Below are 26,176 nucleotides of genomic sequence, written 5' to 3'. Positions count from 1 at the left end.
TTATGATTGTACAATCAAGACTTATGATTGTGTGTTTTGCGCTTCCTTCTCCGCTACAATACGACGAAGACCTGAGCTTGAGAACCGGTGGTCACGGCTATTGAAATAGAGCTCAATACCATTCTCTTCACAATATTGGCGCCCGGTAAAATCACGCTCTCTGTATTCATCTCCTACAATACGGACATCAATTTTAAATGCTCGCAAAATATCTTCCAGATCCTGTTCTGTAGCATAGGGAACAATCTGATCGACATATTTACACCCTTTAAGTTGGATATAACGCTCTACAACAGTTTGCGTAGGTTTATTTTTCTCCGGACGATCTATAGTAGGATCTGTCTGCAGTCCGCAGATCAGAAAATCACACTGACGCCGGGCGTCTTCCAGCATTTTGATATGACCGGCATGAAGCAGATCAAATGCACTAAATGTAATGCCTATACGGAGATCTTTATGTTGTATATCTTTCATTTTAATCTTATATCATCTTTTTAAAGTATAAAATTACCGCTTTATACTAATCCACTTATCAAAAGTCCAACAGCAATAAGCAAATTATATGCCTTATATACGCATTTAATAAATAAAGATAATTTAATCTCTTTCAATTGTAAAGTTAGCAATAATGAATTGATTAATTGGCCACGGAATAAGTGAAAACAGCACGTATCTTGCTGAAGCAGCTGCTTAGCTCTCATTCATGAATAGTCAGATTAACAACACTTAGCTCATGGGCCAGCTTAGGCTTCCCCTGTTGTCCTCGCCAATGGAAGTATTGAGGTGAATGACACGCTTGATACGAACAGGATTTAAGCCTTCCTGATAAAAAAGAGGAGAGAAAAACTAATTCGCGAAACCGTTGTCGCTTCTATGACGGGCGTCTATCGACGCCTTTATAGTCTATAACTATACTAAAACCTCTCTGCCCTGCGGGCATCTCTCCTTGAAAAGGAGAGAATTAATCTGGTTTGATCCTTGTCACTTCTTTGGCACAAGTGTCTACTATTGTCTAATCCATTAAACACCCGGATCACAAGCACCGCTTCGCTTATTCTTGCGTTATATAAAATAAAAACTTACTCCGCCTGATTAACAACTTTATGCCCGGCTTTCATCAGTTCGCAGTCTCTTTTAAATAAATCTACGTCTGATGCAACCATCTCCTGTACTAATCCGGCCAGGTCGTATTTAGGTTTCCAGCCTAATTGTGTATTCGCCTTTGTAGGGTCGCCAATCAGCAAATCTACTTCTGTAGGACGGAAATATGCTGGATCAACATGAATCAAAACATCTCCAACCTTGACTGTCGGAGTATAACCTTTTAACAAAACTCTTGTTATAGTTTCGTCTATATGATCCAGAATTCCAACTTCATCGACTCCTTCTCCTTCAAATCGCAGGTGAAAACCGACCTCTGCAAATGCCATACGGATAAATTCACGAACTTTTGTGGTTACACCTGTCGCAATTACAAAATCTTCCGGTTTTTCCTGTTGAAGAATAAGATACATCGCCTCTACATAATCCTTTGCGTGCCCCCAGTCCCGCTGAGCATCCAGATTGCCTATATACAACTTATCCTGCAAACCTAATGCGATCTTAGCCACAGCTCTTGTAATCTTGCGCGTTACAAAAGTTTCTCCACGCAATGGGGACTCGTGATTAAAAAGAATACCATTACAGGCATACATACCATAAGCCTCCCGGTAATTGACCGTAATCCAGTATGCATACATCTTTGCTACAGCATAGGGAGATCTAGGATAGAAAGGTGTAGTTTCCGATTGTGGAACAGCCTGTACAAGACCGTATAATTCTGAAGTGGAAGCCTGATATATCTTTGTCTTTTTTTCCAGGCCTAACAAGCGCACAGCTTCCAGAATACGCAAAGTACCTATTCCATCTGCATTGGCTGTGTATTCAGGGGTATCAAAGCTAACCTTGACATGGCTCATCGCAGCAAGATTGTAGATTTCATCCGGCTGTGTTTCCTGAATAATACGAGTCAGATTCATGGAGTCCGTCAAATCCCCATAATGGAGTTTCATTCGTTGATGCGGATGATGAGGATCCTGATATAAATGATCAATACGGGCAGTATTAAATAATGATGATCTTCTCTTAATCCCATGAACCATATACCCTTTGCTTAAAAGCAATTCGGCTAAATAAGCTCCGTCCTGTCCGGTGATTCCCGTGATTAATGCTGTTTTCATCTTTATATGATTACCGTTTTTTCTGTTATGTGATATCGTTACTTTGTTTGTCTGTTTTACGCTCTGCCTGTGTCCTTAAAACTATTTTGATAAAGTATACTTGAACAAAGCAAAACTACAATTTTACTTCTTTATAGCGATCAGTATTTGCTAAAAACCACTGGTAAGTAGTTTGTATTCCCGTCTCCAGTTCAACCCTATGTTTCCAACCCAGAGCATGCATTTTAGACACATCCATTAATTTACGTGGAGTACCATCCGGTTTTTCTGAATCCCACAAAATTTCACCTTTATGCCCTACGATTTTCTGTATTGTAAAAGCCAGATCACGGATACTCAGATCTTCTCCTGTACCTACATTGTACAAATGCTCGGGCAAAGTGTTTTCCAATGCAAAAATTGTCGCCTCCGCCAGATCATCTACAAATAAAAACTCCCGCAATGGGGTCCCTGATCCCCAAAGTGTAACCGGCTGATCTCCCGCCAGTTTAGCTTCATGAAATTTACGAATCATAGCAGGCAATACATGCGAACTGTTCAGGTCAAAATTATCATTTACTCCGTACAAGTTAGTGGGCATTAGACTGACAAAATCTTTACCATACTGCTTCCTGACAGCTTCGCAGGCTTTTACACCTGCAATCTTTGCTATTGCATAAGCCTCATTAGTCGGCTCCAGTGTATCTGTCAATAAAGAATCTTCCGTCAATGGCTGTGCAGCAAACTTAGGGTAAATACAGGAACTGCCTAAAAATATAAACTTTTCGACATTTCCCTTGACCGCAAAATCAATCAAATTGTTCTGGATCTGAAGATTCTCAATCAGAAATTGATAGGGATAAGTACTATTGGCAAGTATTCCACCTACACGCGCAGCAGCATCAATCACGACCTGAGGATTTTCCTTTTCAAAAAAATCTCCAACCTGTTGCTGATCCCGAAGGTCGAGCTCACTACTGGTTTTGCCAATAATATTGGTATATCCACGGGCACGTAAGACCCGTTCTATTGCCGAACCGACCATTCCCCGGTGCCCTGCAATATATATTTTACTGTTTAATAAGGGATTTGCATCCATATATTCTGATTCAATTGAAACCTATAATCCGGTATTATGAATAAATGTGTTTAGGATCTACTATACAATACCTTCACTTCCATTTTGTGGTTCGCCATTTTTAGCTATCTCATCCGGCTGAATCAATAATTCTTCCGCAGGAAATACACGATCTAACAATTCCTTGGTGACTTCATTTTGCTTCAGGTAAAGGAAAGCAGCTGCTTTTGCATCTGACAGAGCCTCATGATGATTCAGGTCTATACCCATAATCTCACAGCATAAATTAAGCTTGGTTTTTTTAAAGCCCTTATCCCTATAGATTTTGCTTGTACATTCCCACATGACTGGTAAATGAAGTTCACGATAATCCAGACCACATGCTTTCATTGTTTTGGATAGCACCTCCCGATCAAACTTCTCGTTATGAGCGACCATCTTTCTGTCCTGAAGAAGATCTTTAATCTTTGGATAAATCTCCTCAAAAGTAGGTGCATCTGCAGTGTCTTTGGGTTTGATGCCATGAACACGCGTCGTCTGCCACATGTATTCATTCTTAGGAGGTTTGACCAGACTATAAAATTCGTCTGTGATTACTCCCTGATCAACACGTACAATACCAACAGAACATACACTATTGTAAGCAGCAGTTGCCAACTCGAAATCTATTGCAATAAATGATTGTAATGCCATGTAGGTTACAAATCTAGATAAACTTAGTAGGATATACAACTTTCGTAAAATTAACAGATGCTTCAGACATCAGTCAATATTTTACAGATTGAGGTAATGAAGAGTCTTTGATGTGTCCAAGAAAAGGTTAAAATAAAGTTCTTTATCTGATTTAACGGGCTGATCAGTCCAGACGCTGCCGCAACCGCTTATCCTTCACCAAGAAGCTTTTAGTACCCGTATTTATTTTTCCATTTTTCTTTAAGAGACTGGCGAAGCTTCTCCTCTGCCGCATTTTTCCCGGGATCATACAGTAAAGCACCACTGATCTTATCCGGCATAAACTCCTGATCTACAAAATTACCCGGAAACGCATGTGAATATTTATATTCTGTACCATAATTAAGTTCTTTCATCAGTTTAGTAGGTGCATTCCGGAGATGAAGAGGTACGGACAGATCCCCCGTTTGCTTTACAAGAGCCTGAGCTTTATTAATAGCCTCATATGACGCATTGCTTTTTGCTGAACTGGCAAGATATGTCACCGTTTGGGACAATATAATCCGGGATTCCGGCCAGCCTATGACATTTACCGCCTGAAAACAGTTGTTAGCCAGCAATAACGCATTGGGATTGGCATTGCCGATATCTTCTGATGCGAGGATCAACAACCGGCGGGCAATAAAAGAAGGATCTTCTCCACCTTCAATCATACGGGCCAGCCAATAAACAGCAGCATTAGGATCACTCCCTCTTATCGACTTGATAAAAGCTGAAATAATATCATAATGCTGTTCTCCTGTCTTATCATAGATCGCCATATTCTGTTGCACCTGTTTAAGCACAAATTCATTTGTAATAGTCTTATTCAAACTCAGAGATGCATTTACCACAAGTTCCAGAACATTCAGCAGCTTTCGGGCATCTCCTCCCGAAAGACGCAATAAAGCTTCATATTCTTTAACTTCTATTTTCTCTTCTTTCAGAAATTCGTCTTCAGATATAGCCGAGTTTACGATACCGATCAGTTCTTCTTCCGTCAGATGTTTCAATACATACACCTGACACCGGGACAAGAGTGCCGAGATTACTTCAAAAGATGGATTTTCTGTGGTGGCGCCAATTAATGTAACCAGTCCGCGCTCTACAGCTCCCAAAAGTGAGTCCTGTTGAGACTTCGAGAACCGATGAATCTCATCTATAAAAAGTATAGGCTGTTCCTGATTGAACTTTTGCAGTTGATCCGCCTTCTCAATGACTTCCCGGATATCTTTAACACCCGACTGTATTGCACTGAGACTAAAAAACGGCCTGTCCAATGCTTTAGCCATTAACAACGCTAAAGTGGTCTTCCCTACTCCGGGAGGACCCCAGAGTATCATCGAGGGAATATTATTTTGTTCCAGTGCATTTCGCAATACCGCACCTTCTCCTACAATATGCTCCTGTCCGACATATCCGACAATATTTCGGGGACGCATTCGTTCTGCTAATGGAATTCGTGTTGCCATGATAGTAACAAACTTAGCAGATTTTTCATGGACTTTCAACGGATTACAATAACTTTACAGAAGGACCTCTCCTGAAGAGCCCTGTTTTCACATATGATGTTATCTTTTTTTATGACTAAATATAAAATGCATATTACCGGATTAGTCTTATTCTTAACGATTGGTCTGTTTTCAATTTCTACCCCATCCTTTGCACAACAAAAAGATCAGGAAGATCCTGCCGGTTACATCAGCAAATACAACCCTAACTTTGCCGGTATAGGCCCTCCTGTCTATTTTGTTCCCGCACCCCGTACCACAGAAGAAATTCTGCATGATGCATATAAGAACAAACAAACCTTCGCAGATACAATTGCCATCGCGCTTACCTTACAACGCTTTCTGATTGATTATAAGCTGACTTCCAATTCGGCCCAGCTGCAATATCTGATCTCCCCTCTTCCTGCAACACCGCAGGCATGGGAAATCATTATTCAGCAGACCCGCAATGCGGACAATATGAATACGCTGTATGGCCTTTTGAATGAGTCCGCATTGTATGCGATCAAAAACGGAGCCTATCCGCTTGCATTGAAACAACTGGAAGAAGCTCTTTCTACGGTACAAAAGACAGAAAACAAAAATGATCTGTCCATTATTCAGTTCAATCTGGCAAACCTTTATCTGTTTGATCAAAAATTTGAACAGGCGGCCAACTTCCAGGAGCAGTACTATAAAAATGCGATTCAGAATAAAACATACCTGGATCAGGCGAATTCTTTGGTTAAAATTGCTACAATTCAGGCATTTGACAGAGATTTCAAATCTGCAGAGCAAACCATTATCCGAAAAGCCATTCCGCTCTACAACAAAACCCGCTCTTACGAAGGGAAGATACTGGCATGGGAACAACTTGCTCTGATCTATCAGATGCAGAAAAAGCATACACAAGCGCAATGGTTTCTCCTACAGGCACGCGAACTGGCAGAGAAAAAAAGTCTACCCGGAGAACTGGCAGAACTGGAATATATGCTGGCCGAATCCAAATTTGATGATGGCAACCTGAAAGTTTCCAAAAATGAGTTTATAAATGCCCGAAAATTAGCCGAAAAAGAGGATAATAAGCTTTTGCAATTGGCGATTGAAAACAAAATCGGTGAACTGTTTATGAAATTAAAAGACTACAGCTCCGCAAAGGAATCACTCGAAAAATACTGGGCACTACGAGCTGAACTATTCAAATAAACAGGTTTAAGATATATTAAAGCAATCCTTATCATAAAAAAACTCCCCGTTTTCTTATGAAACGGGGAGTTTTTTTATGATAAGGCCTTTATATTTTACTTCTCCAGAACTTCCTCCAGAAACATCATCAAATGTTGCCAGGAGCGTTTTGCAGCCAATGGATTATAATCCTGCGATTTAGGATTAGTGAACGTGTGTTTGCTCGCTGCATAATAGATCATTTGCCAGTCAGCCGCAGCGTCATCCAGTTCTTTTTGTAAAGCCACAATATCACTTGCCGGCACACTTGCATCCGAAGCTCCATGTAATACCAATACTTTAGTACGGACAGGGCCATTGGCTCGTTCACCCTTACCAAGACCGCCATGTATAGATACCACAGCTTTAACAGGTAGTTGCGCGCGTGCAGCTTCTAATGCTCCCGTTCCGCCAAAGCAATACCCAATAACAGCTATGCGTTGCGGATCTGCACCTTGTTTTACCAGTTCATCCAAAGCCGCTTTGATCCGTCGCTGATATAACGCATAATCGGATTTGAACTGCCCTGCAATTTTACCAGCTTCAGCAGAAGTCTTTGGTATATTTCCCTGACCATATATATCAGCAATAAAAGCTGTGTATCCTGCTTTTGCCAGATTTTCAGCAGCAGTCTTTGCTTCTTCATCAATCCCCATCCATGCGGGCAGAATCAATACTCCCGGTTTATTTTTCTGATCTCCCCCGGATAATAATCCCTTTAGCTTTTGTTCCCCATCGCTATAGTCTATGTCCTTAAGCTGAGCAAAGCCTGTCTGTACCATTCCCATTGTAAGTAGTATTAAAAGAATTGTTTTCATATCTGTATTTGAATTAGTCATCATCCTCTATGTTTAACCCTCATGTTTTCATTTTGTTTTTTTATAATGTTACTTCCGTTTAAGACACAGATTTGTAATAATATTTGACTTTGGATGTAAAATAGTTACTATATTTAGTCCTTGTAACATATACATCATACATTTTTATTTAATTTTAACGTTTAAGAGTCGAACAATCAATTTTGTTTCACGCGAATGAATTTTAACAACTATAAATTTATGTTTAAAAATCTAGTATTTGCTCTTTCTATCGTTTCTATTGTAGCCTGTGGCGCAAAGCCAAGGGTCAATCTGGAAGAAGGGGAAGGGGGCGTAAAACCCACCATGCAGCACGAGATTATAGCGAAAGAAGTGGCAAATCTATTAGAGAATGTCAGCTATAAGAAAGTTCCGATGAACGATTCGCTTTCTAATCTCGTCTTTAATAATCTGATCAAATCCATGGATCAGGGCAAAAACTATCTCCTCCAATCGGATGTTGATGAGTTTCAGCAATACAAAAATGAACTAAGTCAGGATTTCAAAAGCGGAGATCTTTCAGCTGCATTTCATATTTTCAATGTGTATTCAAAACGCTACCTGGAAAGAATGAATTATGCATTAGCACAGATTGATGTTCCTCAGGATTTTAATCAGGATGATTATTATACAGGTTATCGCGAAAAGCTCAATTGGTTCAAAACAGATGAAGAAGCTAAAGAGCAATGGCGCAAAAGAGTAAAATATGATCTCCTGAATCTTAAACTCAGCAGCACAGGTAAAGAAGATGATGCCGCCAAACAAAAAGAAACTTTGCGTAAGCGTTACAACAATCTGATTTCTCAGGCAAAAAAAACAAATGCTAATGATGCATTTCAGTTGATCATGTCTGCATTAACAGATGCTGTAGATCCACATACAACATACTATAATCCTTCATTTGCACAAGCGTTTAACGAAGGTATGTCCAATACATTCGAAGGTATAGGAGCCCGACTGATGATAGACAATGAAGCTGTTACTATTTCAGAAGTATTACCGGGAGGGCCTGCTTTCCGCGACAAAAGTCTTCATATGAATGATAAAATCATCGGTGTTGCTCAAGGCGAAAAAGGTGAATTTGAAGATATCATAGGATGGAGATTAGATGCTGCTGTAGCGAAGATCAAAGGACCTAAAGGTACAATTGTAAGGTTAAAAATTATCCCTGCCGGTCAGGAAATGACCGCTCAGCCAAAGATTGTTTCGCTGAAAAGAGAAAAGATCGTTGTGGAAGAAGAATCTGCAAAAAAAGAGATAAAAATGGTAAAGGGAGATGATGGCAAAACCTACAAAATAGGGGTGATCAATCTTCCCAAATTTTATATAGACTTTGATGCTTATCGCAAACGCGATCCAAACTACAAAAGTACAACGCGTGATGTAAGATTAATTCTGGATACATTAAAACAGGAAAAAGTGGATGCTGTAATTCTGGATTTAAGAAGCAACGGCGGTGGATCACTGCAGGAAGCAATCGAATTGACCGGATTATTTATTGATAAGGGCCCGGTAGTACAGGTTCGTGATACACGCAACAGAATAGAAGTAGATAATGATGAAGAAGCAGGCATGGCCTGGAGCGGACCGTTCGGTGTTATTATCAACAGATTCTCAGCTTCAGCCTCAGAAATCTTTGCAGGAGCTATTCAGGATTATGGCAGAGGACTTATCTTAGGCTCTCAGAGTTATGGAAAAGGTACTGTACAATCTGCTGTCGACATGTCCCGTTTTATCAGTGCGACAAGCCGTTTATTGTTAAAGGCAGAAGGTGAAAAAGATCCTGACACCCCTAACGGTGCACCTGAATTCGGACAGATCAATATCACAATGGGTAAATTCTACAGAATCAATGGTAGCAGCACACAACACAAAGGTGTGTCGCCTGACATTACTTTCCCAACGCAGTTCTCCGCAGAAAAATTTGGTGAAAGTTCAGAACCTGCAGCATTGCCTTGGGATCAGATCAAGTCTACAAACTTCAAAAAAGTTGCAAACTTAGATGACGTTGCCAAAAAACTGGAAGCTATCCATAAAGCAAGAATGGAGAAATCACAGGAATATAAATTCTTACTGGAAGATATCGATACTTTTAACAAATTAGACTCTGTTCCTAAAGTCACGCTGAATGAAGCTAAACTGAAAAAAGAACGTGAAGCAAATAAGATTAAAAACCGAAACAGAATCAATGAGGAATTAAAACTGCATGGTAAGCCTGTATGGAAAGAAGGCGAACCTCAGCCAAAAATAGATTTTGACTATGTAATGGATGAAAGTGCCAACATTATGGTAGATTTCCTCAAACATAAATAAATCGATCGCGTATTAGAATGCTTTAAAGCATTTATTGAATCCCCTACAACAAAGAGTGTAAGGGATTTTTTTGTGATAATAGGATGGAAAAAATTAGAACCTCATAAATTCAGGTAGCGTCTGACAGTGTCACCACCGGCAATTTGAAAATTACTAAACCGTTGGTGAGGACACCAACGAACGCAAGTAGATACTATTGAACCTCTCCCTAACCCTCTCCTCAGAAAGGAGAAGGAATTATTTTAGAAAACAGAGCTAAAAAAGGGCAGTACTCAATAGTACCGCCCTTCCGTAATAGTAAGATATTTCTGATAGGTATTATTCAACAAGTTTTGTAGACAATTCAGTCTCAATCTCAGACAACAATGACTGTTTAGTCATTAATATATTATTCTGTGATCTGGCCTTTGTCCATCTTCCGAGTCTTGTATTATACTCGCCACCCAGCATAACAAAATAGCCCAGATCTGCTGTGTTATATTGCAGACCGAGTGTATTGCTGCCGCTCAGATAAAAAGGCTGTGGTTTCAGATCAATAGGATTGATCTTATCATAGTAATCTGAATTTGCTATACGGTAACCTCTGCCATTTCCGTTCAGACTACCACCGCTACCAATCACAAACATCACATCTACCGGATAAGTAGCCTCTGTAACGGTTGTCCCTTTGAAAATCGCAATACCGGAAGCAAAACCGGAATTCGCAAGAAGTCCCCCCGTTTTATTTCCAAAGTCAAAGCCATTTTTATTGACATAATCGTAGTTTAATATCCAGTTTGCAGCTGAAATATCCGTAGAAGCTGATCCGTTGATTAATTTGTATATACCTCCGACATAGAAAAATGTACCCTTTTTAGCAATTCCTTTTGTCAGGTTCAGCTTATATGTACGTTGATTACCTGTAGCCCATCCTTTTTCAGGAAAACCTGTAGGCTGCGATGCTCCCGCATTATTTGTTACAACAACAGCATATGGAGTTACTGAAAAATCAATATCCTGAGTAGCCAGAAACTGAATGTATTCATAATTTCCATCACCTCCTTTTGCATCGCTAACAAATCCGGATATTACTACTGGTGTTTCTTCTTTCTCTGATCCCAGCACTACAATATCCGCAGCACTTCTAACAGCCTCATATGGTTTCAGGGTACCGTCTGCAGCCTGCTCACTGAAGATAATACCATAATAATTAGCCATTCCAGGAGGACGCATCGATGAAAATGATGTATTTGCTTGAGTTTTCAAAGTCATATCGCCAAATCCGTCGTTAATCACTTTATCTCCCGCAAGCGTTGCCTCCGGCCCGGGAACAGGTGTAAAGATTCCTTTCACTATCGCAACGAGTGTACTTTCGTATTGATCCGGCTTATTCAGAATGGCATTGATATTAACACGGTTTAAGGGAATATTAACTCCTTCTGCGACCTTATTGATCTTCGAGTTATCCAAACCTGAGATCTGTAAAATACCATTCACGCGTTCCAGTTTTCCGCCAACTACATTGACAACAATAGAATCGCCAGGAAGATAGTTTTTGGCAGCATCCCCCAAATTAATAGCAATCCCTCTTAGTTTATTAAGACGTCTTTTGTCCTGCATAGTCAACAGACCTGCAGGAAGATTACCTTCTCTGTGATCGGATGTCACGACACCGGTCAGCATATTTGAACCCTCAAGAGACTCTGTATTCAGCTCAACAGCACTCCCTTTATAAAGATTTCTCAAATCATATATCCCATAATAAGGACTTATTTCACCTCCCGGATAATTTCCATCTTTATTGCAAGAAGAAAAGATCATCGTTATAGCAAAGGCGAAAACTATATAGTTTAGAATATTTTTCATCTGTATATATTTTGATATCATGAATATTATGGTTTCTGCCACCAAACCTTCGTATTGATTTCATCCGGTCCCTGTATACCAATAGCTAACTTATAATTAGTTGGGTTAGTAGATTGTATAGCCACAGGGTAGGTCATACGGGATGGCATCTCTCCGTTATTCTGTAATCCTTTACCTTTTGGCAATACCGGATATCCCGTTCTTCTGTATTCAAACCATTGCTGCATATCCACCAGAAATAAACTGTAATATTTCTGCAGGTGTATCTTTTGCATTTTGGCTTCAAAACTTTCACTCTCGCTCCAGTTAAAATCTGCTGCATCCAGATATTCATCAATCGGAACAGACCATGTTGGTAACCACAAGGTAATACTGTTCTTTACTCCACTTTTGAAAAGTTCACCCGCATTCTTGCTTGTCCAGCCTTTCAGTGCAACCTCTGCTTTAATAAACTCCACTTCGGCATAGTTCATAATCATCCCCGTCATCGGGTCTGTCATCAACGTAGTCGCATTATAGTCCCCTACTTTCTGATTTGTAGAGTAGAAATATGCCTTACGGTCAAATCCTTCTCCCGGAGCATACCCGCTTGGCACACCCACAAATCCACCTTGATAAGGAGCAATACTCCATCTGTTTACACCATTCGTCCCTAATGAGGTATTGATACGCGGATCATTCCAGTTAACAAGGTTGTCGATAAAGAAACTTGCAATTCCCGGCTGTCTGAAATCTGCTTCACGTACCGTCGCAAATGGTGAAGTATAGGGAGCAACTCCGGTCCAGCGTAGTATAGCCGAATCATCATTACTCGTCATAATCGGATAGTTTGATGCATTCGTCTCCAGGATCTCTTTAATTTTAGCCTGTACCAAAGCACTGACCTCTGGTTTTCCTGAAACACGCAACAATAATCTGAGATACAATGAATTTCCCAGTTTTCTCCAACGGGAGACATTTCCCTGAAAGACAGGATCCTGACTTGCATTAATAGATTTATTCGCTTTCAACCAGGCATTTGCAGTATCAAGTTTTGCAAAAATAGCCGTGTAAATATCCTTTTGCGTATCAAACTTAGGTTCAATAATCAAGGAATCCTTTCCTAAAAGAGCTTGCGTATATGGAATATCTCCATAGGTGTCTGTTAGGATTGAAAATATCCAGGATTGATTGATCAATGAGATCGCGCGGTATGATGCATTATCATTAATCCCGCCATCTGCCTTTTTATACATTTCTCTCCAGCTGTTGAGTACCGGATATAAATTGTTCCACATATAATCCGCCCAGTTACGTCTGAAATCATAACGGAATACCTTTCCTTCTGAATCTCCAACATTCACTGTCACCTGCATTAATTCATTATTAAAACCCCGGTTACGGTTCATATTATACGATACCGAATTGACCAGTGCCGGAGCCATAAACTGATACGGATAAGCTTCTAACGATTTATTCGGATCTGTATTGATCTCCTGAAAATTCTTATCACATGATTGGAAAAACAAACTCATTCCAACACATGCACATATGATATAAATAATGTTCTTTTTCATCTTTTTAACGCTTAAAATCCAACAACTATGTTAAAACCAAAAGTGCGGGTTGAAGGGAATTGCGCTACCTCAAATCCTTTCACGATATCTGTACCGCTCAATGTTCCGAATTCCGGATCAAAAATTGGCCAATCCGTCCAGATAAATAAATTACGGCCATATACTCCTACTGTAGCACGTTGGATTTTCAGACGCTTGGTAATTTCTTTATTCAGTGTATAATCAAAGCGGGCTTCACGGAACTTGATAAAGTCAGTAGAAAAAACACTTCCTTCGGCATTATCCTGACCATAGTGTGAACGGTAGTATTCATCGATATTCTTAGCAATTACATCATTTTTACGATAAGTACCGTCCGGGTTCTGAACAACCCCGTTCCCAATGATACCGTTATATCTTCCCGGCAATGTATTTGTTGTTTTACCCTGTTCGGCCAGCTTGTAATGGGACAGAGAATGAGATACACCACCAAACTGCGCATCAAATAACACACTTAGTTTAAATCCTTTATAACTGAAATCACTACCAATACTCGCTCTTCCTTTTGGAATCGTATTACCTAAATAGATAATCTCATCAGACAATAGCGCATATCCTGTATTTGCATCATACACAACCTGTCCGTCCGGAGAGCGTTTGTAACCGTATCCGTACAAGTCGCCCATACTTCCTCCTACTTTTGCAACCAGCTGACCTCCGGCTACCGGACCGGTCTGTATTACTACAGAACTATCCAGTAAATTATCTATACGGTTGGTATTACGTGTAAATGTGGCAAACATGTTCCAGTTAAAACCATCTTTGTTCTGAATAGGTTTACCATTCAGACCAATTTCCAGTCCCCTGTTGCTTACTGCTCCGGCATTGATCACGTACCTTCTGTATCCTGTAGACGGATCTATATAGCGTAATAAGTGCTGATCTTTTGTTTCACTCTTATATAAAGCAACGTCAATGCCTATGCGGCTTTTGAAAAACCGTAGATCTGCACCTACCTCATATGAATTTGTCTTCAAAGGTTTCAACCCGCCGTTTCCAAGAGTAGTTGGCATTTGAAGCCCCCCTGAATAAAGACTTCCGGCTGTTTCATAAGAGTATCCTGTCAGGTAAGGATCTGTACCCCCGCTACCAACTCCAGCTATGGAAGCTCTCAATTTTGCATAATTAATCTGTTTAGGAAGAGTGAAATACTCTGAAGCAATAAAACTTAGATTCACAGAAGGATAGAAAAATCCAAGACTCTTATCCGGTACATCGACAGAAGCCAATGTACTTGACCAATCCTGGCGACCTGTTACGTCAAAGAATAAATAGTCTTTGTAACTTGCTGTAAGCAACGCATAAAGTGAATTTACTTCAAATTTGGACGAATAGGGACGTGCATCCAACGGTCCTTTTGCATTTGCAAATGTATACACACCCGGGAAGGTCAGGGAATCGGCACGCAACTCTTCTTTTTTGTATTTATTCTGCATGCGGCTTCCCCCAAAAGTGGCAGACACATTCCAGTCCTTATTAATCTTTTTGTCATACTTTAACAGGAAGTCGATTGTATTTTCATTAGAAAAAATACTTTGTGTCCTGAAACTTCCTTGTGTCAGTTTGCTTCCTGCATCAAAGGGACGCTCCTGCGCTCTGTCTTCATATGCAAAGTCAATAGATGATCGCAACTGCAAGCTCCACTCTTTATTAAACTGGTAGCTAGCCTGCACATTTCCTGTTACCCCCTGACGATTAGATCTGTTGATAAACTCATTTGAGATCGCATACGGGTTCTCAGGATAAGAACTAAAGGGATATCTGATCTTAAGCCCCTCTTCTCCCGGACGCCAGTAATCTTTTAACCAATTCAAATCTGCGTTTGGCTGCCAGAATATAAACCAGTACATCAGTGACTGATTACCATATCCCGCTCCCGGAAGGTTATCACTCCATTTATTCGTATAATTGATTTTGGAACTAATGGTTAATTTATCGCTCACTTTTGAATTTACAGATAGCGCGACCGTATTTCTTTTGAAACCTGTATTAGGCAGGATCCATGAATTATTAACATTTGTTGCTGAAAAACGAGCCGTTGTCCTGTCTGTACCACCATCTATACTCACAGAATTGGTATAGGTACGTCCTACATCAAAAATATCTCTGATTTGGTTTTTGTATGGCACCCATGGCGTACGCTCCTTTCCTGTCGTATTGGTCAGAGGATCATACTGAAAAAACATCTGTCCGTCAAATTTAGGACCGTAGGCCGAACTCGTTCCGCTTGTACTTGTACCATCTGCAGTTGTACCATAAGAGTAATAATCCGAACCATCTAAACCCTGCCCGTACTCATACTGCATATCAGGCCAGCGGTTTACACTTTCAAATGCAGTATTTGAATTTACACTAACTCCTATTCCTTTTTTACCTTTCGAGCCGGATTTTGTAGTAATGATAATGGCTCCGCTGGCACCTCTGGCACCGTAAAGTGCAGCAGCACCCGGACCTTTCAGTACCGTCACGTTTTCGATATCTTCCGGATTGATGTCATCAATACCTGATCCGTAATCTGCCGGCATATTATCGGCTGAGGTTCCATAAGCATTCTCACCTCCTATAGCAGTCTTACGCCCGCTACCATTACTTACGACAATACCATCAACGATAATCAAGGCTCCCGGATCACCATTCAGATTTGATTCTCCACGGAGAATAATCTTTGTAGACCCCGTAGGTCCGGAATTAGAACGCATCAGATTCACACCCGCTACTTTTCCCGAAAGGGCATCCGTCCAGTTGTTGGAAAGGGCATCTGTAAATTGCTCTCCCTTCACTACTGTAGCGGAATATCCCAATGCTTTCTCATCTCTTTTAATCCCCAATGCAGTAACAACAACTTCGGACAAAGCAGTTTCATTTGGCTGCAGACTGATTGTCAGATTATTATTCTCTTTGTTGATGGTTTGATTATGAGTGGTATACCCTATACCACGGAATGAGACCTGCGTTCCTTTAAGAACTGAAAAGCTAAACTTTCCATTTTCATCTGTCTTACTGATAGATTTATTACCAGCCAGAATCGTTACTCCCTCGACAGGATTACCATTGACAGCATCCTTTACGACTCCTTTGATATCAAACAGTTCTTGTTCCACAGCTTTGACAGGAATGACATTCGCCAATACCCCTTCCGCTATCCCGTGCTGAAATGCTCCAAAACAGAAAAGAAGAATAAAGAGAGTTTTCTTCATATTCGAAATGTAGAATTCTTTCATAGTATAAATTGGATTTAGTTTTGTTTACTTTTATTAAAAGTTACGTTTGGTTATTTTTAGTTTTGATTGGTTATTCAAAACAAATATATAATAACAATTGACATTTTCATTAAATAAATTTGTCAAAAGATTTATGGGATTGTGTTGATTTGAAGATACTGACATGTGAGTAAAATAAATAAATGCCCTTTTTTATATTAAAAAAGCGTTTTTTAAGGCAGCACAAAGGTTCAATTCTAATATTAAGCCAATATTAAATCCAAATTAACATTTTATAAAAAGTTTATATATACGTAACTTTTATATAGACAATAAAAGTAAATGAAAGAAAAAGAGCTTATCTTTTGGATAAACTCTTTATACAATTATTATTTTTTGTTACCAAATCCAATCTCCCGAAATCCGGAGAGGAGTTTCAAGTTGATGTTTTATAAGGTAGTTTTTCAATACATCTCCTGACAATATCGCCACAGGCAGATTATCCTCATTAGCCAGTGAATATGCTAATATTAATCCGTTTTTGGTGGTTTGTTTCATTCCTTCTTCAGAAACCAATCCAAATACATCTCCGTCGGAATGATAGTACAAACCGGCATTATTGGGAAGCTTATCTCCGGCTCCTCCTGCGTAAGGTATTCCTTTCAGCAAAAACGGCTGGTGATCGCTATGAAGCCATGCTCCCGAAACAAAGATATTTTTAAATGTAGAATCTGCTTTAGCATACAACGCTCCCCACTTTGCAAATAAATCCTTTACCTCAGAACGGGAACTAAAAAAACCTGTTGGCGCATTAGTCATATCATAATTAATCATGTAACGTACATTTTCCAACTCGTGATGCTTAATCAGATTTTCAACAAAAGCTTTAGAACCCAGCAATCCCTGCTCTTCACCCATGAACAGCACAAATTGTACCGTACGTCCAGTCTTTAGCTGTAATTTTGCAAATGTTCGGATCATATCCAATACTGCAAATGAACCTATTCCATTATCGATTGCACCTGTTGCGAGATCCCAGCTATCTAAATGTCCGCCGACTACAATTTTTTCATCCGGAAATTTTGTCCCTTTGAATGTTGCAATAATGTTTCTTGCTTGTATCATACCGGCTTCATTTTTCATATGAATTCGTATTGTACCCTTTCCATTTTTCTTCAATTCCTCTTTTAACTGCATACCATCCTCCAAACCTATACACACAGCAGGAATTTTAATCAACTCCCCATCAATAGAGGCCATTCCGGTCAATAAAACATTTCCCTTAACCTGATTAATAAAAACAATGCCTGCAGCACCATATTTATAGGCGATGGCTGTCTTCTCTGATCGATGCAGAGAAGCAGTTCCAACCGGAGAACCAGGCAATACGCCCAGATAAACCAAAGCGATTTTTCCTTTTATACTGTTTCCGGCCTTTACATAGTCATCTTCCAGTCCATTTCCAAGATCAACAACTGATGCCTCTACATCACTGGTTACCGGAGCATGCGCCAGACTGACTGCTTTTACAGGTGTGAAATTTTTAGCACTTACTTTTACTTCCACATGTAATGTTCCTCTGTTCCACCCCCGGGCATCAAAAGGTTGAAATTCAACTTGTACACCGTAGGATTTAATGAGGTCATACACATATTGCTCAGCTTTACGGCCATTTACAGACCCCGTAAGCCGATGCCCGATTGTTGAAGTGATATGACGGAGATTATGATATCCCTCGTAATGATGATCTACCTCATCAATAATTTGCTTATATGTAGTCACATAATCCTGCGCATATACAGGACTGACAAATAAAAAAAGAAGAAAAAGGAAACGATTCATACTGAAATAAAAAAGGAGGTCATTATTTACCTCCTTTAAAGTTACAATTTCTATAAAAATTATGCAGGACTATTTTTTAAATGTCCACCTTACATAATTGATATTCTTGTTATGTGCCAGGTACTTCTTCTCATAGTATGTCTTTATAGACAGTACATCATCCACAAGTTCTGAATGATAAAGATCATCAGTCTGCGCTTCTTTGGTCAAACCAAGAAGATCAATCTGTTCTAAAGTATAGGCATAAAAACCGTCATTATCAGTCTTCAAATGCATCAGACCATCCGGTTTCATTATATATTGGTACCGTTCTAAAAATTTAGGATTCGTTAGCCTCTTCTTTTCCCGACTGTCCTGAGGCTGAGGATCCGGAAATGTTATCCAGATTTCATCTACTTCATTTTCTTCAAAGTGTTCCAGTATAGTTTCGATCTGAATTCTCAAAAATCCGACATTGTTAATTCCTTCCTCAAGAGCAGTTTTCGCTCCTCTCCAGATTCTGTTTCCTTTATAGTCTATTCCGATAAAATTCTTTTGCGGAAACAGCTTGGCAAGATTGACGGTGTATTCCCCTTTTCCACAGGCTAGCTCCAGTACTATCGGATTGTTATTACCAAAATGTTGAGTACCCCATTTTCCCTTTAATTCCTTTCCTCCATCTAATTGTACAACATTTTTGAAAGTGGAGACTTCCGCAAATTTCCTTAACTTATCTTTACCCATTTTTAAAAAATATGGGCAAAAATAACGTTAAAATCATAGAAGTCAAATCTTAAAACAAAAACTAAGCTGAAACTTAGTAAGTTTCGCTATCAGGAGGGATACCAAAATGAGGCGCATCTTCCTCAATCACTGGTTTGATTTTTTTTTCTTTCTTTTTTCCGGGACGGATGTAATCAGACAATTTGGATATTGCAGAAGATATCTTGTCTTTATTTACCTGACCAATAGCGGTTTCAGAAGCCAGCAAAACAAGTGCTTTTTTAAGCCATCCAGCCCGCTTCAGAAAAAATTTATTCAATAGAAAAGGTACGCCTATGCGCAATGCTTTTGTTGCCCATCCACTACCTTCACCATCTTCGGTTCCTTTATTGTTTCCGGAAGATGAAAATAACTGCGAGACAATATCAACCCCGGGAATACGGGAAGTAATGGATCTGAAGAAACGCACAGGTGCTTCTATTTTCCTATTTAACAAATGATACTGATCCTTCAAATAGGCTTCCTGCTCAAACTTCAGCTCATTAAGCCTCGCAATTTCAGCTTTTAGCTCGGTGAGATTATTTATTTTTAAAGGTTTCCTCATTACGTTTCCCATTTTCAGATTTTACATCTTCCTCATCCTCTTCATTCCATTTCCCCAATAGTTTTCGGATAGAAAGATCCATAAATTTAGCTTCCAGTTTTGTCTCCGTCAATCGTACTATTACTACCAGAAGAATGAAAATACCGCCGGTGGTTAAAAAGCCCAGCGCATTACTGTTCATTAATTCTCCTAAATAAAATGCAAAAGCCAGACTAAGGAAAAATACAATAAATAGCGTCAATACAACTTTACTGATATCTAAGATAAGACTACCTAACATACGTGATCCGCGAGCGATAGCCTTGAGCTTCAAAAGCTCAATCTGCGAATCCAGGTATTCTTTTGACTTTTGAAAAGTACCGGAAAGAGAAAATTTTTGTTCTTCGTCCATGCATTCCATGTTTAACAGAAAGGTATATGACAATTATAGAAAGACTACCTTTATCAGTAATCCGGAGAATAAGTTAAAATTCTCTGGCTGGCAATTTTCTATAACCAACCATACACCTTTCATAAAAATTTATAAAATTAAAAAAGCAGTATGCCTTTTTATATTCACGCATGCTCTTCCAGCTCCCCTTCTACAGAGTGTCCGGCTTTGTTTATTTTAGATTTGACTGCTGCTACAACTTTATCTTTAAAGTCATTCAATTGGTCAAATTGTTCTTCTGCTCTTTCTTTTAAAGCATCCCCAAGGTCAGAAAGAGATTCATTAATCTTATCTCTTGTTTCAGAACCCTTTTCTGGAGCAAACAATACACCTAAAACTGCCCCAGCCGCAAGACCTGCCAACAAAGCAGCTACTATTTTACCGTTATCATTCATGATTTTTAATTTTAATTGCTGTTAATGATTCTACGTGTTACTTACTAAACAAGTGAAATAGCAAATCGTTTGCCAAACACCCGATTTTTAATTCATTTATGCCGAAATTTCTTCCTTTTCAAAATACAAAATTTATCGATTCTCAACAAGTTTATTTTTCTAAAAGCCTAAACAGCTTGCAGCTTCACTAATATTTTATTAACTTTAGAGAAATCACACCAGCTAAATTATGCTCGTAAAAACCTATTGCAGTGCTGTTTATGGCATTCAGGCCACAACGATTACCGTTGAAGTTAATATATCTCCGGGAGTAAAGTATTATATCGTGGGTCTTCCGGATAACGCCGTCAAAGAAAGTCTTCAGCGTATTGAAACGGCTATATTAACCAGCGGATACCGTATGCCAAGGCAAAAAATAGTGGTCAATCTTGCTCCTGCAGATATACGGAAAGAGGGGTCTTCCTATGATCTGGCTATTGCGACTGCTATTCTTGCCGCATCCGGACAACTGATAGCTGACAAAATGGATCAATATGTCATATTGGGTGAACTTTCACTTGATGGAAAAGTACAACCTGTCAAAGGATCCCTTCCTATAGCTGTTCAGGCATCCAAAGATGGATTCAAAGGAGTAATCCTACCCAGTGCCAATGCCAGAGAAGCTGCTATTGTAGAAGGATTAGAGGCACTGGGAGTTGAATCATTTCAGGATGTTATTGATTTCTTTGATAAAAAGAAAGTGCTTGAGGCGACGCATGTCAATATCAACGATGAATTTCTCCGGAATATTAATAATTACGATGCTGACTTTGCGGAAGTAAAAGGGCAGGAAAACATTAAACGTGCACTGGAGATCGCAGCAGCAGGCGGACATAATGTCATCCTTATCGGCCCTCCCGGATCAGGCAAAACTATGCTCGCTAAGCGACTTCCAACTATATTACCTCCACTCAATATTGACGAATCATTAGAAACAACAAAAATTCACTCTGTTGCGGGTCAGCTTCCTGTCACCGGATCTCTGATGACAGTAAGACCTTTTCGCGCTCCGCACCACACGATATCAGATGTAGCACTTGTAGGTGGAGGAACACACCCTCAACCTGGCGAGATCTCCCTTTCACATAACGGAGTGCTTTTCCTTGACGAGCTTCCTGAATTCAAACGCTCGGTATTAGAAGTCATGCGTCAGCCTTTGGAATCCCGGACCATTACCATATCCAGAGCCCGGTTTTCAGTTGATTACCCGGCTAGTTTTATGCTTATTGCCGCCATGAATCCCTGTCCCTGTGGATTCTATAATCATCCGGAAAAAGAATGTATATGCGCAAAAAATATAGTGAAGAGATACCTGAGTAAAATATCAGGCCCTTTATTAGATCGTATTGATCTGCATGTTGAAGTGACTCCTGTGGATTTTAAAGAACTTTCTTCCGTCAGGATCGCAGAGAAAAGTTCTGTTATCCGTGAACGCGTCATAAAGGCTCGCCATGTGCAGCTACAACGATTTGCACACTTACAAACCATACATAGTAATGCACAGATGAGCACAAAAACAGTTCGTGAAGTGTGTATTCTGGATGAGACAGGGACACAACTACTCAAAGCAGCAATGGACAGACTTGGTTTGTCAGCAAGAGCCTACGACCGTATTCTGAAAGTGGCCCGCACAATAGCAGATATGGAAGAATCTGCACATATCCGAAATGAGCATCTTGCTGAAGCTATCCATTTCAGAAGCCTGGATAGAGAGAATTGGGCTGGTTAGTTCTTATCGGCTTTTTCGCCATTCCTCCAATGGGAGGTAGTCACCATTAACCACATCCATCACCTCAATATCTCCGCAGGTCGCTTTATTGACGTAGAAATGGTAGTAAGGCTCGTATCGTAATTCACCGTTATAGCCGGCAGTAACTGTATAAACCTGTTTGCCATTAATATCGGCACTATCTACCATAAAAGAAATATTAGGCTTATCAGAGAATAAAGAATCCAAAACAGCTTTCTGTTCTTTGATCTCCTCTAACTCACTTAGCTTTCTGACCACCTCTTCAACAGTACACCCTTCTGGTTTCGCAACATGAGCGATAGTCACATTTTTAGTTTTTGGTTTATCATTCCCCTGAGAACTGCTCGAATTACAGGAAGACAATAACAGTATACAGAAAAAGGAGAGGATTATGATTTTTGCCATATAGGTAATGGATTAGATTAGTAAATGTACTTTTCTACGATCAAAAGGAATCGGCATCAAAACTGACTCATAAAGTGTTGTATAACATCCGGGAAGAACAAAACAGTCAGCAACAGTCCTGCAAGGGCACCAAACAGGTGGGCACTATGATTAATCCCGTCATTTGCTTTTCTGGACGCCCAGTAACTATAGCCCATAAACAGTACGGCAAACAAATAAGCTTTCATGGGAATAACAAAAAATATACCCAGTTCTGCCTGAGGGTCAAACAGAATGTAACCAAATAAGACAGCGCTTATTGCTCCGGATGCGCCCAGACTATAATATCCGGGATTGTTCTTTTGTTGTAAAATCGTCGGTATATCACTCAGGACTAGACTTAAAAGGTAAAGTACTGCGAACAAAAAATGCCCCCATACACTGATTCCGGCAAAAATGGACTCAAGTCCGAATCCAAAATAATAGAAGGTAATCATATTGAAGAGCAGGTGCCCCCAGTCTTTGTGGATAAGTCCGCTCGTAAAGATTGTATAAATTCGATGCTTACGGTATACACTGTAAGGATGCAACATCAGTTTACCAAAAAGATGTTGATTAGAAAACAGGTAAAGGCTAAGTCCGATAGTAAGTATAAAAATTACACTGGATACGGGTGATTGTATAAAATAGTTGATGTTTTCCATACTAAAATCTGTCCTCCAGCATGAATACATATAATTCCTTTGGACCATGTGCACCCAGCACCAGCATCTTCTCTATATCTGCTGTACGGCTTGGGCCTGTAATAGTGGTAATCATTGTCGGGAGACGATCTCCGTATTTTTGCTTTATTCCATTAAGCGCATGCTTTACATCCATCACCAATTGAGAGGCTTTGGCAATCACAATATGTACAGGCGGATAAATGCTTAACCGGCGTCCTCCTGCATTTGCATTGGAAATCATAATACTTCCATTCCTTGCAATTAAAGCTTCGCACGCTGTAATGCCGACCTGTGCCTGTTCAAAATTCTGATCATCTTTCATTAACGGGAAGCCATATTGCCCCAAAAGCTGTTTGATACTCTCTTCCCAGCCGTAGATTCGTGTTACATTCTGCTGTTCAGCAAAGGCAATCAGATTTTCAATCAGGTTAATCTCTCCGTCGCAATAAACAAATTTGCCTGATATGGCAGTGAATTCGCGCGCAAAGGTTACATCCAATGATTCCTCCTCATCTTTATACAAAGGGGAGTCTTCAAAATCCGGATGCGGATTTTCTCTTTTCTGTAAAAGAGCCTGCCGAATTTTTTTCAGCATCTTTTCTTTTGCGGTCGTATTCTTGATGTTCATTGGAGAAGTATTGACGGCTATAAAAAACGATGTACCGTAAGCAGAGTTACAGTACATCGTGATCCGTTTTATTTAATTACGAATTAGAGGAATCCTGGTTTTTTTGTTCAGCAATTCCTTCTGCAGACTCTTCCGGTATAGGAGGAATCGGCAACTGTGTCTGCGGAACACCGGAAGACTTACCATTTACAAATTCGTCATAAGTTGTTCTGTTTACGAAAGGGCGTTTACCCAGAATCTCTTCGAGATCAGACTGGAATAAGATTTCTTTCTCAAGAAGTTTTTCTGCAATCTTGATCAATCCTTCCTGATTTTCCAGCAATAGCTCTCTTGTACGCTCATACACTGCAGAAATCAACGTTCTTACTTCTTCATCAATAAGTTCTGCTGTCTGATCAGAATATGGCTTCTGGAATTGAGATTCTCCTGAACTGTCTCTGAAAGATATATTACCCACTTTATGGTTCATACCATAGACAGCAGTCATAGCATATGCCAGCTTTGTAATACGTTCCAGGTCATTCTGAGCTCCGGTAGAAATACGTCCAAATGTGATGTCTTCGGCTACACGTCCGCCCATAGTCATACACATACTATCCAGCAATTGCTCTGTAGTATACAGGAATTGTTCTTTAGGCAGGTACTGCGCATAACCCAGGGCAGCGACTCCACGTGGAACAATAGAAACTTTAACCAAAGGATCAGCGTGCTCCAGAAACCAACCTGCAATAGCATGTCCGGCTTCGTGATAAGCCACAATTTTTTTCTCCTCCGGAGAGATAATTTTATTTTTCTTTTCAAGGCCTCCGATCACGCGGTCTATCGCATCCTGAAAGTCCTGCATATCGATTTCTTTCTTATCCTTACGAGCTGCGATCAAAGCCGCCTCATTACACACATTTGCAATTTCGGCACCGGCAAATCCCGGTGTCTGTGCAGATAATTTTTTGGCATCAACAGAAGCGGAAAGTTTTAATGGTTTCAGGTGAACATTGAAAATCTGCTCTCTACCTATTAAATCCGGCTTATCAATTGAAATCTGACGGTCAAAACGTCCCGGACGCAACAATGCAGTATCTAATACATCAATACGGTTAGTTGCAGCAAGAATAATAACGCCCAGATTTGTTCCGAAACCGTCCATTTCCACTAACAACTGATTCAACGTGTTCTCACGCTCATCATTACCGCCCATGATAGAATTTTTTCCGCGGGCACGACCAATAGCATCGATCTCATCAATAAAAATAATACAAGGAGCCTTTTCTTTCGCCTGTTTGAAGAGGTCACGAACACGGGATGCACCCACGCCGACAAACATCTCCACAAAATCTGATCCCGAAAGTGAAAAGAAAGGAACCTGTGCTTCTCCTGCGACAGCTTTCGCAAGTAAGGTCTTACCTGTACCCGGAGGGCCTACCAAAAGAGCTCCTTTAGGAATTTTACCTCCCAAATTCGTGTATTTCTTAGGGTTTTTCAGGAAATCTACAATTTCCATCACCTCTTGCTTGGCTTCTTCTAATCCGGCAACATCATTGAAGGTGATATTAACCTGAGATTCCTTATCGAATAATTGCGCTTTAGATTTACCGATGTTAAAAATAGCACCACCCGCACCGCCAGCTCCGCCATTCATTCTGCGCATCAGGAACAACCAGATCACGACAATAATAAGCAAAGGAAGCATAAAAGTCACGAACCAACCCGTCCATGGATTGGAACGATCTTCAGGGATAACGCGAATCCGTTGTGACGCATCAACATTAGCCTGAGAAGCTTCTAGTTTCTTCTCTAAAGCATCAAAGGAACCATCTGTAAAAGTATACTGAGGACCCGGAGAATTCCCTAATTTAAGGGCATTCGGTGTTGGCGCCACATCTTTATATTTACTATCTTCTTTTAGTTTATTGGGTTTAATATATACTTCGACCTGAACTAAATCATTTTTCTTATAGGCAACGAGTTTCTCCACGTCTCCCGTATTGAGCATCTTCGACTCGAACTCGCTATAGGTAGTTTGCTTTGCTGTCTCTCCGTTTAAAAAATACTGCAATCCAAAAAATCCCAAAATCATAGCGATCCACAACCACATCATATTGAACTTCGGTGGCATGGGTGTTACTTTTTTACTGGGTATTTTATTCATTATATTCTCTTGTTTGTGAA

At 40.0% G+C, this 26,176-nt stretch carries 21 protein-coding genes; 3 read left to right on the top strand and 18 right to left on the bottom strand.

Going from position 1 to position 26,176, the window contains the following annotated elements; genetic code table 11:
• Positions 1–21 precede the first annotated feature (21 nt).
• The 5 genes from I6J02_RS08070 to I6J02_RS08050 form a co-directional block, all read right to left on the bottom strand.
• A complete protein-coding gene (locus I6J02_RS08070; protein WP_201681215.1) occupies positions 22–474 on the bottom strand; it encodes an adenylyltransferase/cytidyltransferase family protein in 453 nt (150 codons plus the stop codon).
• Between the two features lie 605 nt (positions 475–1,079).
• Entirely contained in the window at positions 1,080–2,219 is a 1,140-nt protein-coding gene (gene gmd, locus I6J02_RS08065; RefSeq protein WP_201681214.1) for a GDP-mannose 4,6-dehydratase, read from the bottom strand.
• A gap of 115 nt (positions 2,220–2,334) precedes the next feature.
• On the bottom strand, positions 2,335–3,297 hold the full coding sequence (locus I6J02_RS08060) for a GDP-L-fucose synthase family protein (RefSeq protein ID WP_201681213.1): 963 nt from the start codon (positions 3,295–3,297) through the stop codon (positions 2,335–2,337).
• A 60-nt stretch (positions 3,298–3,357) separates the two neighbouring features.
• The gene (locus I6J02_RS08055; protein ID WP_201681212.1) at positions 3,358–3,969 is read right to left on the bottom strand and encodes a 3'-5' exonuclease; all 612 of its coding nucleotides are present in this window, start codon (positions 3,967–3,969) and stop codon (positions 3,358–3,360) included.
• Positions 3,970–4,178: 209 nt separating this feature from the next.
• On the bottom strand, positions 4,179–5,459 hold the full coding sequence (locus I6J02_RS08050; RefSeq protein ID WP_201681211.1) for a replication-associated recombination protein A: 1,281 nt from the start codon (positions 5,457–5,459) through the stop codon (positions 4,179–4,181).
• Positions 5,460–5,552: 93 nt separating this feature from the next.
• Here I6J02_RS08050 and I6J02_RS08045 point away from each other — a divergent pair, with 93 nt between their 5' ends.
• Complete coding sequence (locus I6J02_RS08045; RefSeq protein WP_236582357.1) at positions 5,553–6,683, top strand: tetratricopeptide repeat protein; 1,131 nt, start codon at positions 5,553–5,555, stop codon at positions 6,681–6,683.
• Between the two features lie 95 nt (positions 6,684–6,778).
• Here I6J02_RS08045 and I6J02_RS08040 read toward each other — a convergent pair whose 3' ends face one another.
• Entirely contained in the window at positions 6,779–7,519 is a 741-nt protein-coding gene (locus I6J02_RS08040; protein WP_201681210.1) for a dienelactone hydrolase family protein, read from the bottom strand.
• Positions 7,520–7,759: 240 nt separating this feature from the next.
• Here I6J02_RS08040 and I6J02_RS08035 point away from each other — a divergent pair, with 240 nt between their 5' ends.
• Positions 7,760–9,871: a carboxy terminal-processing peptidase gene (locus tag I6J02_RS08035; RefSeq protein ID WP_236582356.1), complete on the top strand. Its 2,112-nt coding sequence runs from the start codon at positions 7,760–7,762 to the stop codon at positions 9,869–9,871.
• A 318-nt stretch (positions 9,872–10,189) separates the two neighbouring features.
• Here I6J02_RS08035 and I6J02_RS08030 read toward each other — a convergent pair whose 3' ends face one another.
• The 8 genes from I6J02_RS08030 to I6J02_RS07995 all read right to left on the bottom strand — a co-directional run bounded on the left by I6J02_RS08030 (position 10,190) and on the right by I6J02_RS07995 (position 20,484).
• Positions 10,190–11,716 (bottom strand): DUF5689 domain-containing protein, encoded by a 1,527-nt coding sequence (locus I6J02_RS08030; protein WP_236582355.1) that lies wholly within the window; start codon positions 11,714–11,716, stop codon positions 10,190–10,192.
• Positions 11,717–11,742: 26 nt separating this feature from the next.
• Complete coding sequence (locus I6J02_RS08025) at positions 11,743–13,272, bottom strand: SusD/RagB family nutrient-binding outer membrane lipoprotein (RefSeq protein ID WP_201681207.1); 1,530 nt, start codon at positions 13,270–13,272, stop codon at positions 11,743–11,745.
• A gap of 11 nt (positions 13,273–13,283) precedes the next feature.
• The gene (locus tag I6J02_RS08020) at positions 13,284–16,532 is read right to left on the bottom strand and encodes a SusC/RagA family TonB-linked outer membrane protein (protein ID WP_201681206.1); all 3,249 of its coding nucleotides are present in this window, start codon (positions 16,530–16,532) and stop codon (positions 13,284–13,286) included.
• 378 nt (positions 16,533–16,910) lie between these two features.
• The gene (locus I6J02_RS08015; RefSeq protein ID WP_201681205.1) at positions 16,911–18,353 is read right to left on the bottom strand and encodes a M28 family peptidase; all 1,443 of its coding nucleotides are present in this window, start codon (positions 18,351–18,353) and stop codon (positions 16,911–16,913) included.
• A 69-nt stretch (positions 18,354–18,422) separates the two neighbouring features.
• A complete protein-coding gene (trmB, locus tag I6J02_RS08010) occupies positions 18,423–19,076 on the bottom strand; it encodes a tRNA (guanosine(46)-N7)-methyltransferase TrmB (RefSeq protein WP_201681204.1) in 654 nt (217 codons plus the stop codon).
• A 73-nt stretch (positions 19,077–19,149) separates the two neighbouring features.
• On the bottom strand, positions 19,150–19,659 hold the full coding sequence (locus I6J02_RS08005) for a hypothetical protein (protein WP_201681203.1): 510 nt from the start codon (positions 19,657–19,659) through the stop codon (positions 19,150–19,152).
• A complete protein-coding gene (locus I6J02_RS08000; protein ID WP_002998088.1) occupies positions 19,634–20,050 on the bottom strand; it encodes a hypothetical protein in 417 nt (138 codons plus the stop codon). The genes I6J02_RS08005 and I6J02_RS08000 overlap by 26 nt, the downstream gene beginning before the upstream one ends.
• 164 nt (positions 20,051–20,214) lie before the next feature.
• Positions 20,215–20,484: a YtxH domain-containing protein gene (locus I6J02_RS07995; RefSeq protein ID WP_002998090.1), complete on the bottom strand. Its 270-nt coding sequence runs from the start codon at positions 20,482–20,484 to the stop codon at positions 20,215–20,217.
• A gap of 229 nt (positions 20,485–20,713) precedes the next feature.
• On the opposite strand from I6J02_RS07995, the gene I6J02_RS07990 reads away from it, so the two are divergent.
• A complete protein-coding gene (locus I6J02_RS07990) occupies positions 20,714–22,252 on the top strand; it encodes a YifB family Mg chelatase-like AAA ATPase (RefSeq protein ID WP_201681202.1) in 1,539 nt (512 codons plus the stop codon).
• Positions 22,253–22,255: 3 nt separating this feature from the next.
• Here the strand turns inward: I6J02_RS07990 and I6J02_RS07985 are convergent, their stop codons facing one another.
• The 4 genes from I6J02_RS07985 to ftsH form a co-directional block, all read right to left on the bottom strand.
• Positions 22,256–22,678: a hypothetical protein gene (locus I6J02_RS07985; protein ID WP_201681201.1), complete on the bottom strand. Its 423-nt coding sequence runs from the start codon at positions 22,676–22,678 to the stop codon at positions 22,256–22,258.
• Between the two features lie 56 nt (positions 22,679–22,734).
• Positions 22,735–23,361 carry a rhomboid family intramembrane serine protease gene (locus I6J02_RS07980; RefSeq protein WP_201681200.1) on the bottom strand — a complete coding sequence of 209 codons (627 nt, stop codon included), beginning with the start codon at positions 23,359–23,361 and terminating at the stop codon, positions 22,735–22,737.
• A 1-nt stretch (position 23,362) separates the two neighbouring features.
• Positions 23,363–24,010, bottom strand: coding sequence for a lactate utilization protein C (locus tag I6J02_RS07975; RefSeq protein ID WP_201681682.1), 648 nt, complete (start codon positions 24,008–24,010; stop codon positions 23,363–23,365).
• Between the two features lie 76 nt (positions 24,011–24,086).
• Positions 24,087–26,156, bottom strand: a complete 2,070-nt coding sequence (gene ftsH, locus I6J02_RS07970; protein WP_201681199.1) for an ATP-dependent zinc metalloprotease FtsH — start codon at positions 26,154–26,156, stop codon at positions 24,087–24,089.
• Between the last annotated feature and the right edge of the window lie 20 nt (positions 26,157–26,176).

The sequence above is a fragment of the Sphingobacterium spiritivorum genome (assembly GCF_016725325.1).
GTDB lineage: Bacteria > Bacteroidota > Bacteroidia > Sphingobacteriales > Sphingobacteriaceae > Sphingobacterium.
The sequence above is the reverse complement of the archived record's forward strand: the minus strand, read 5'-3'. Positions and strand labels throughout refer to the sequence as shown.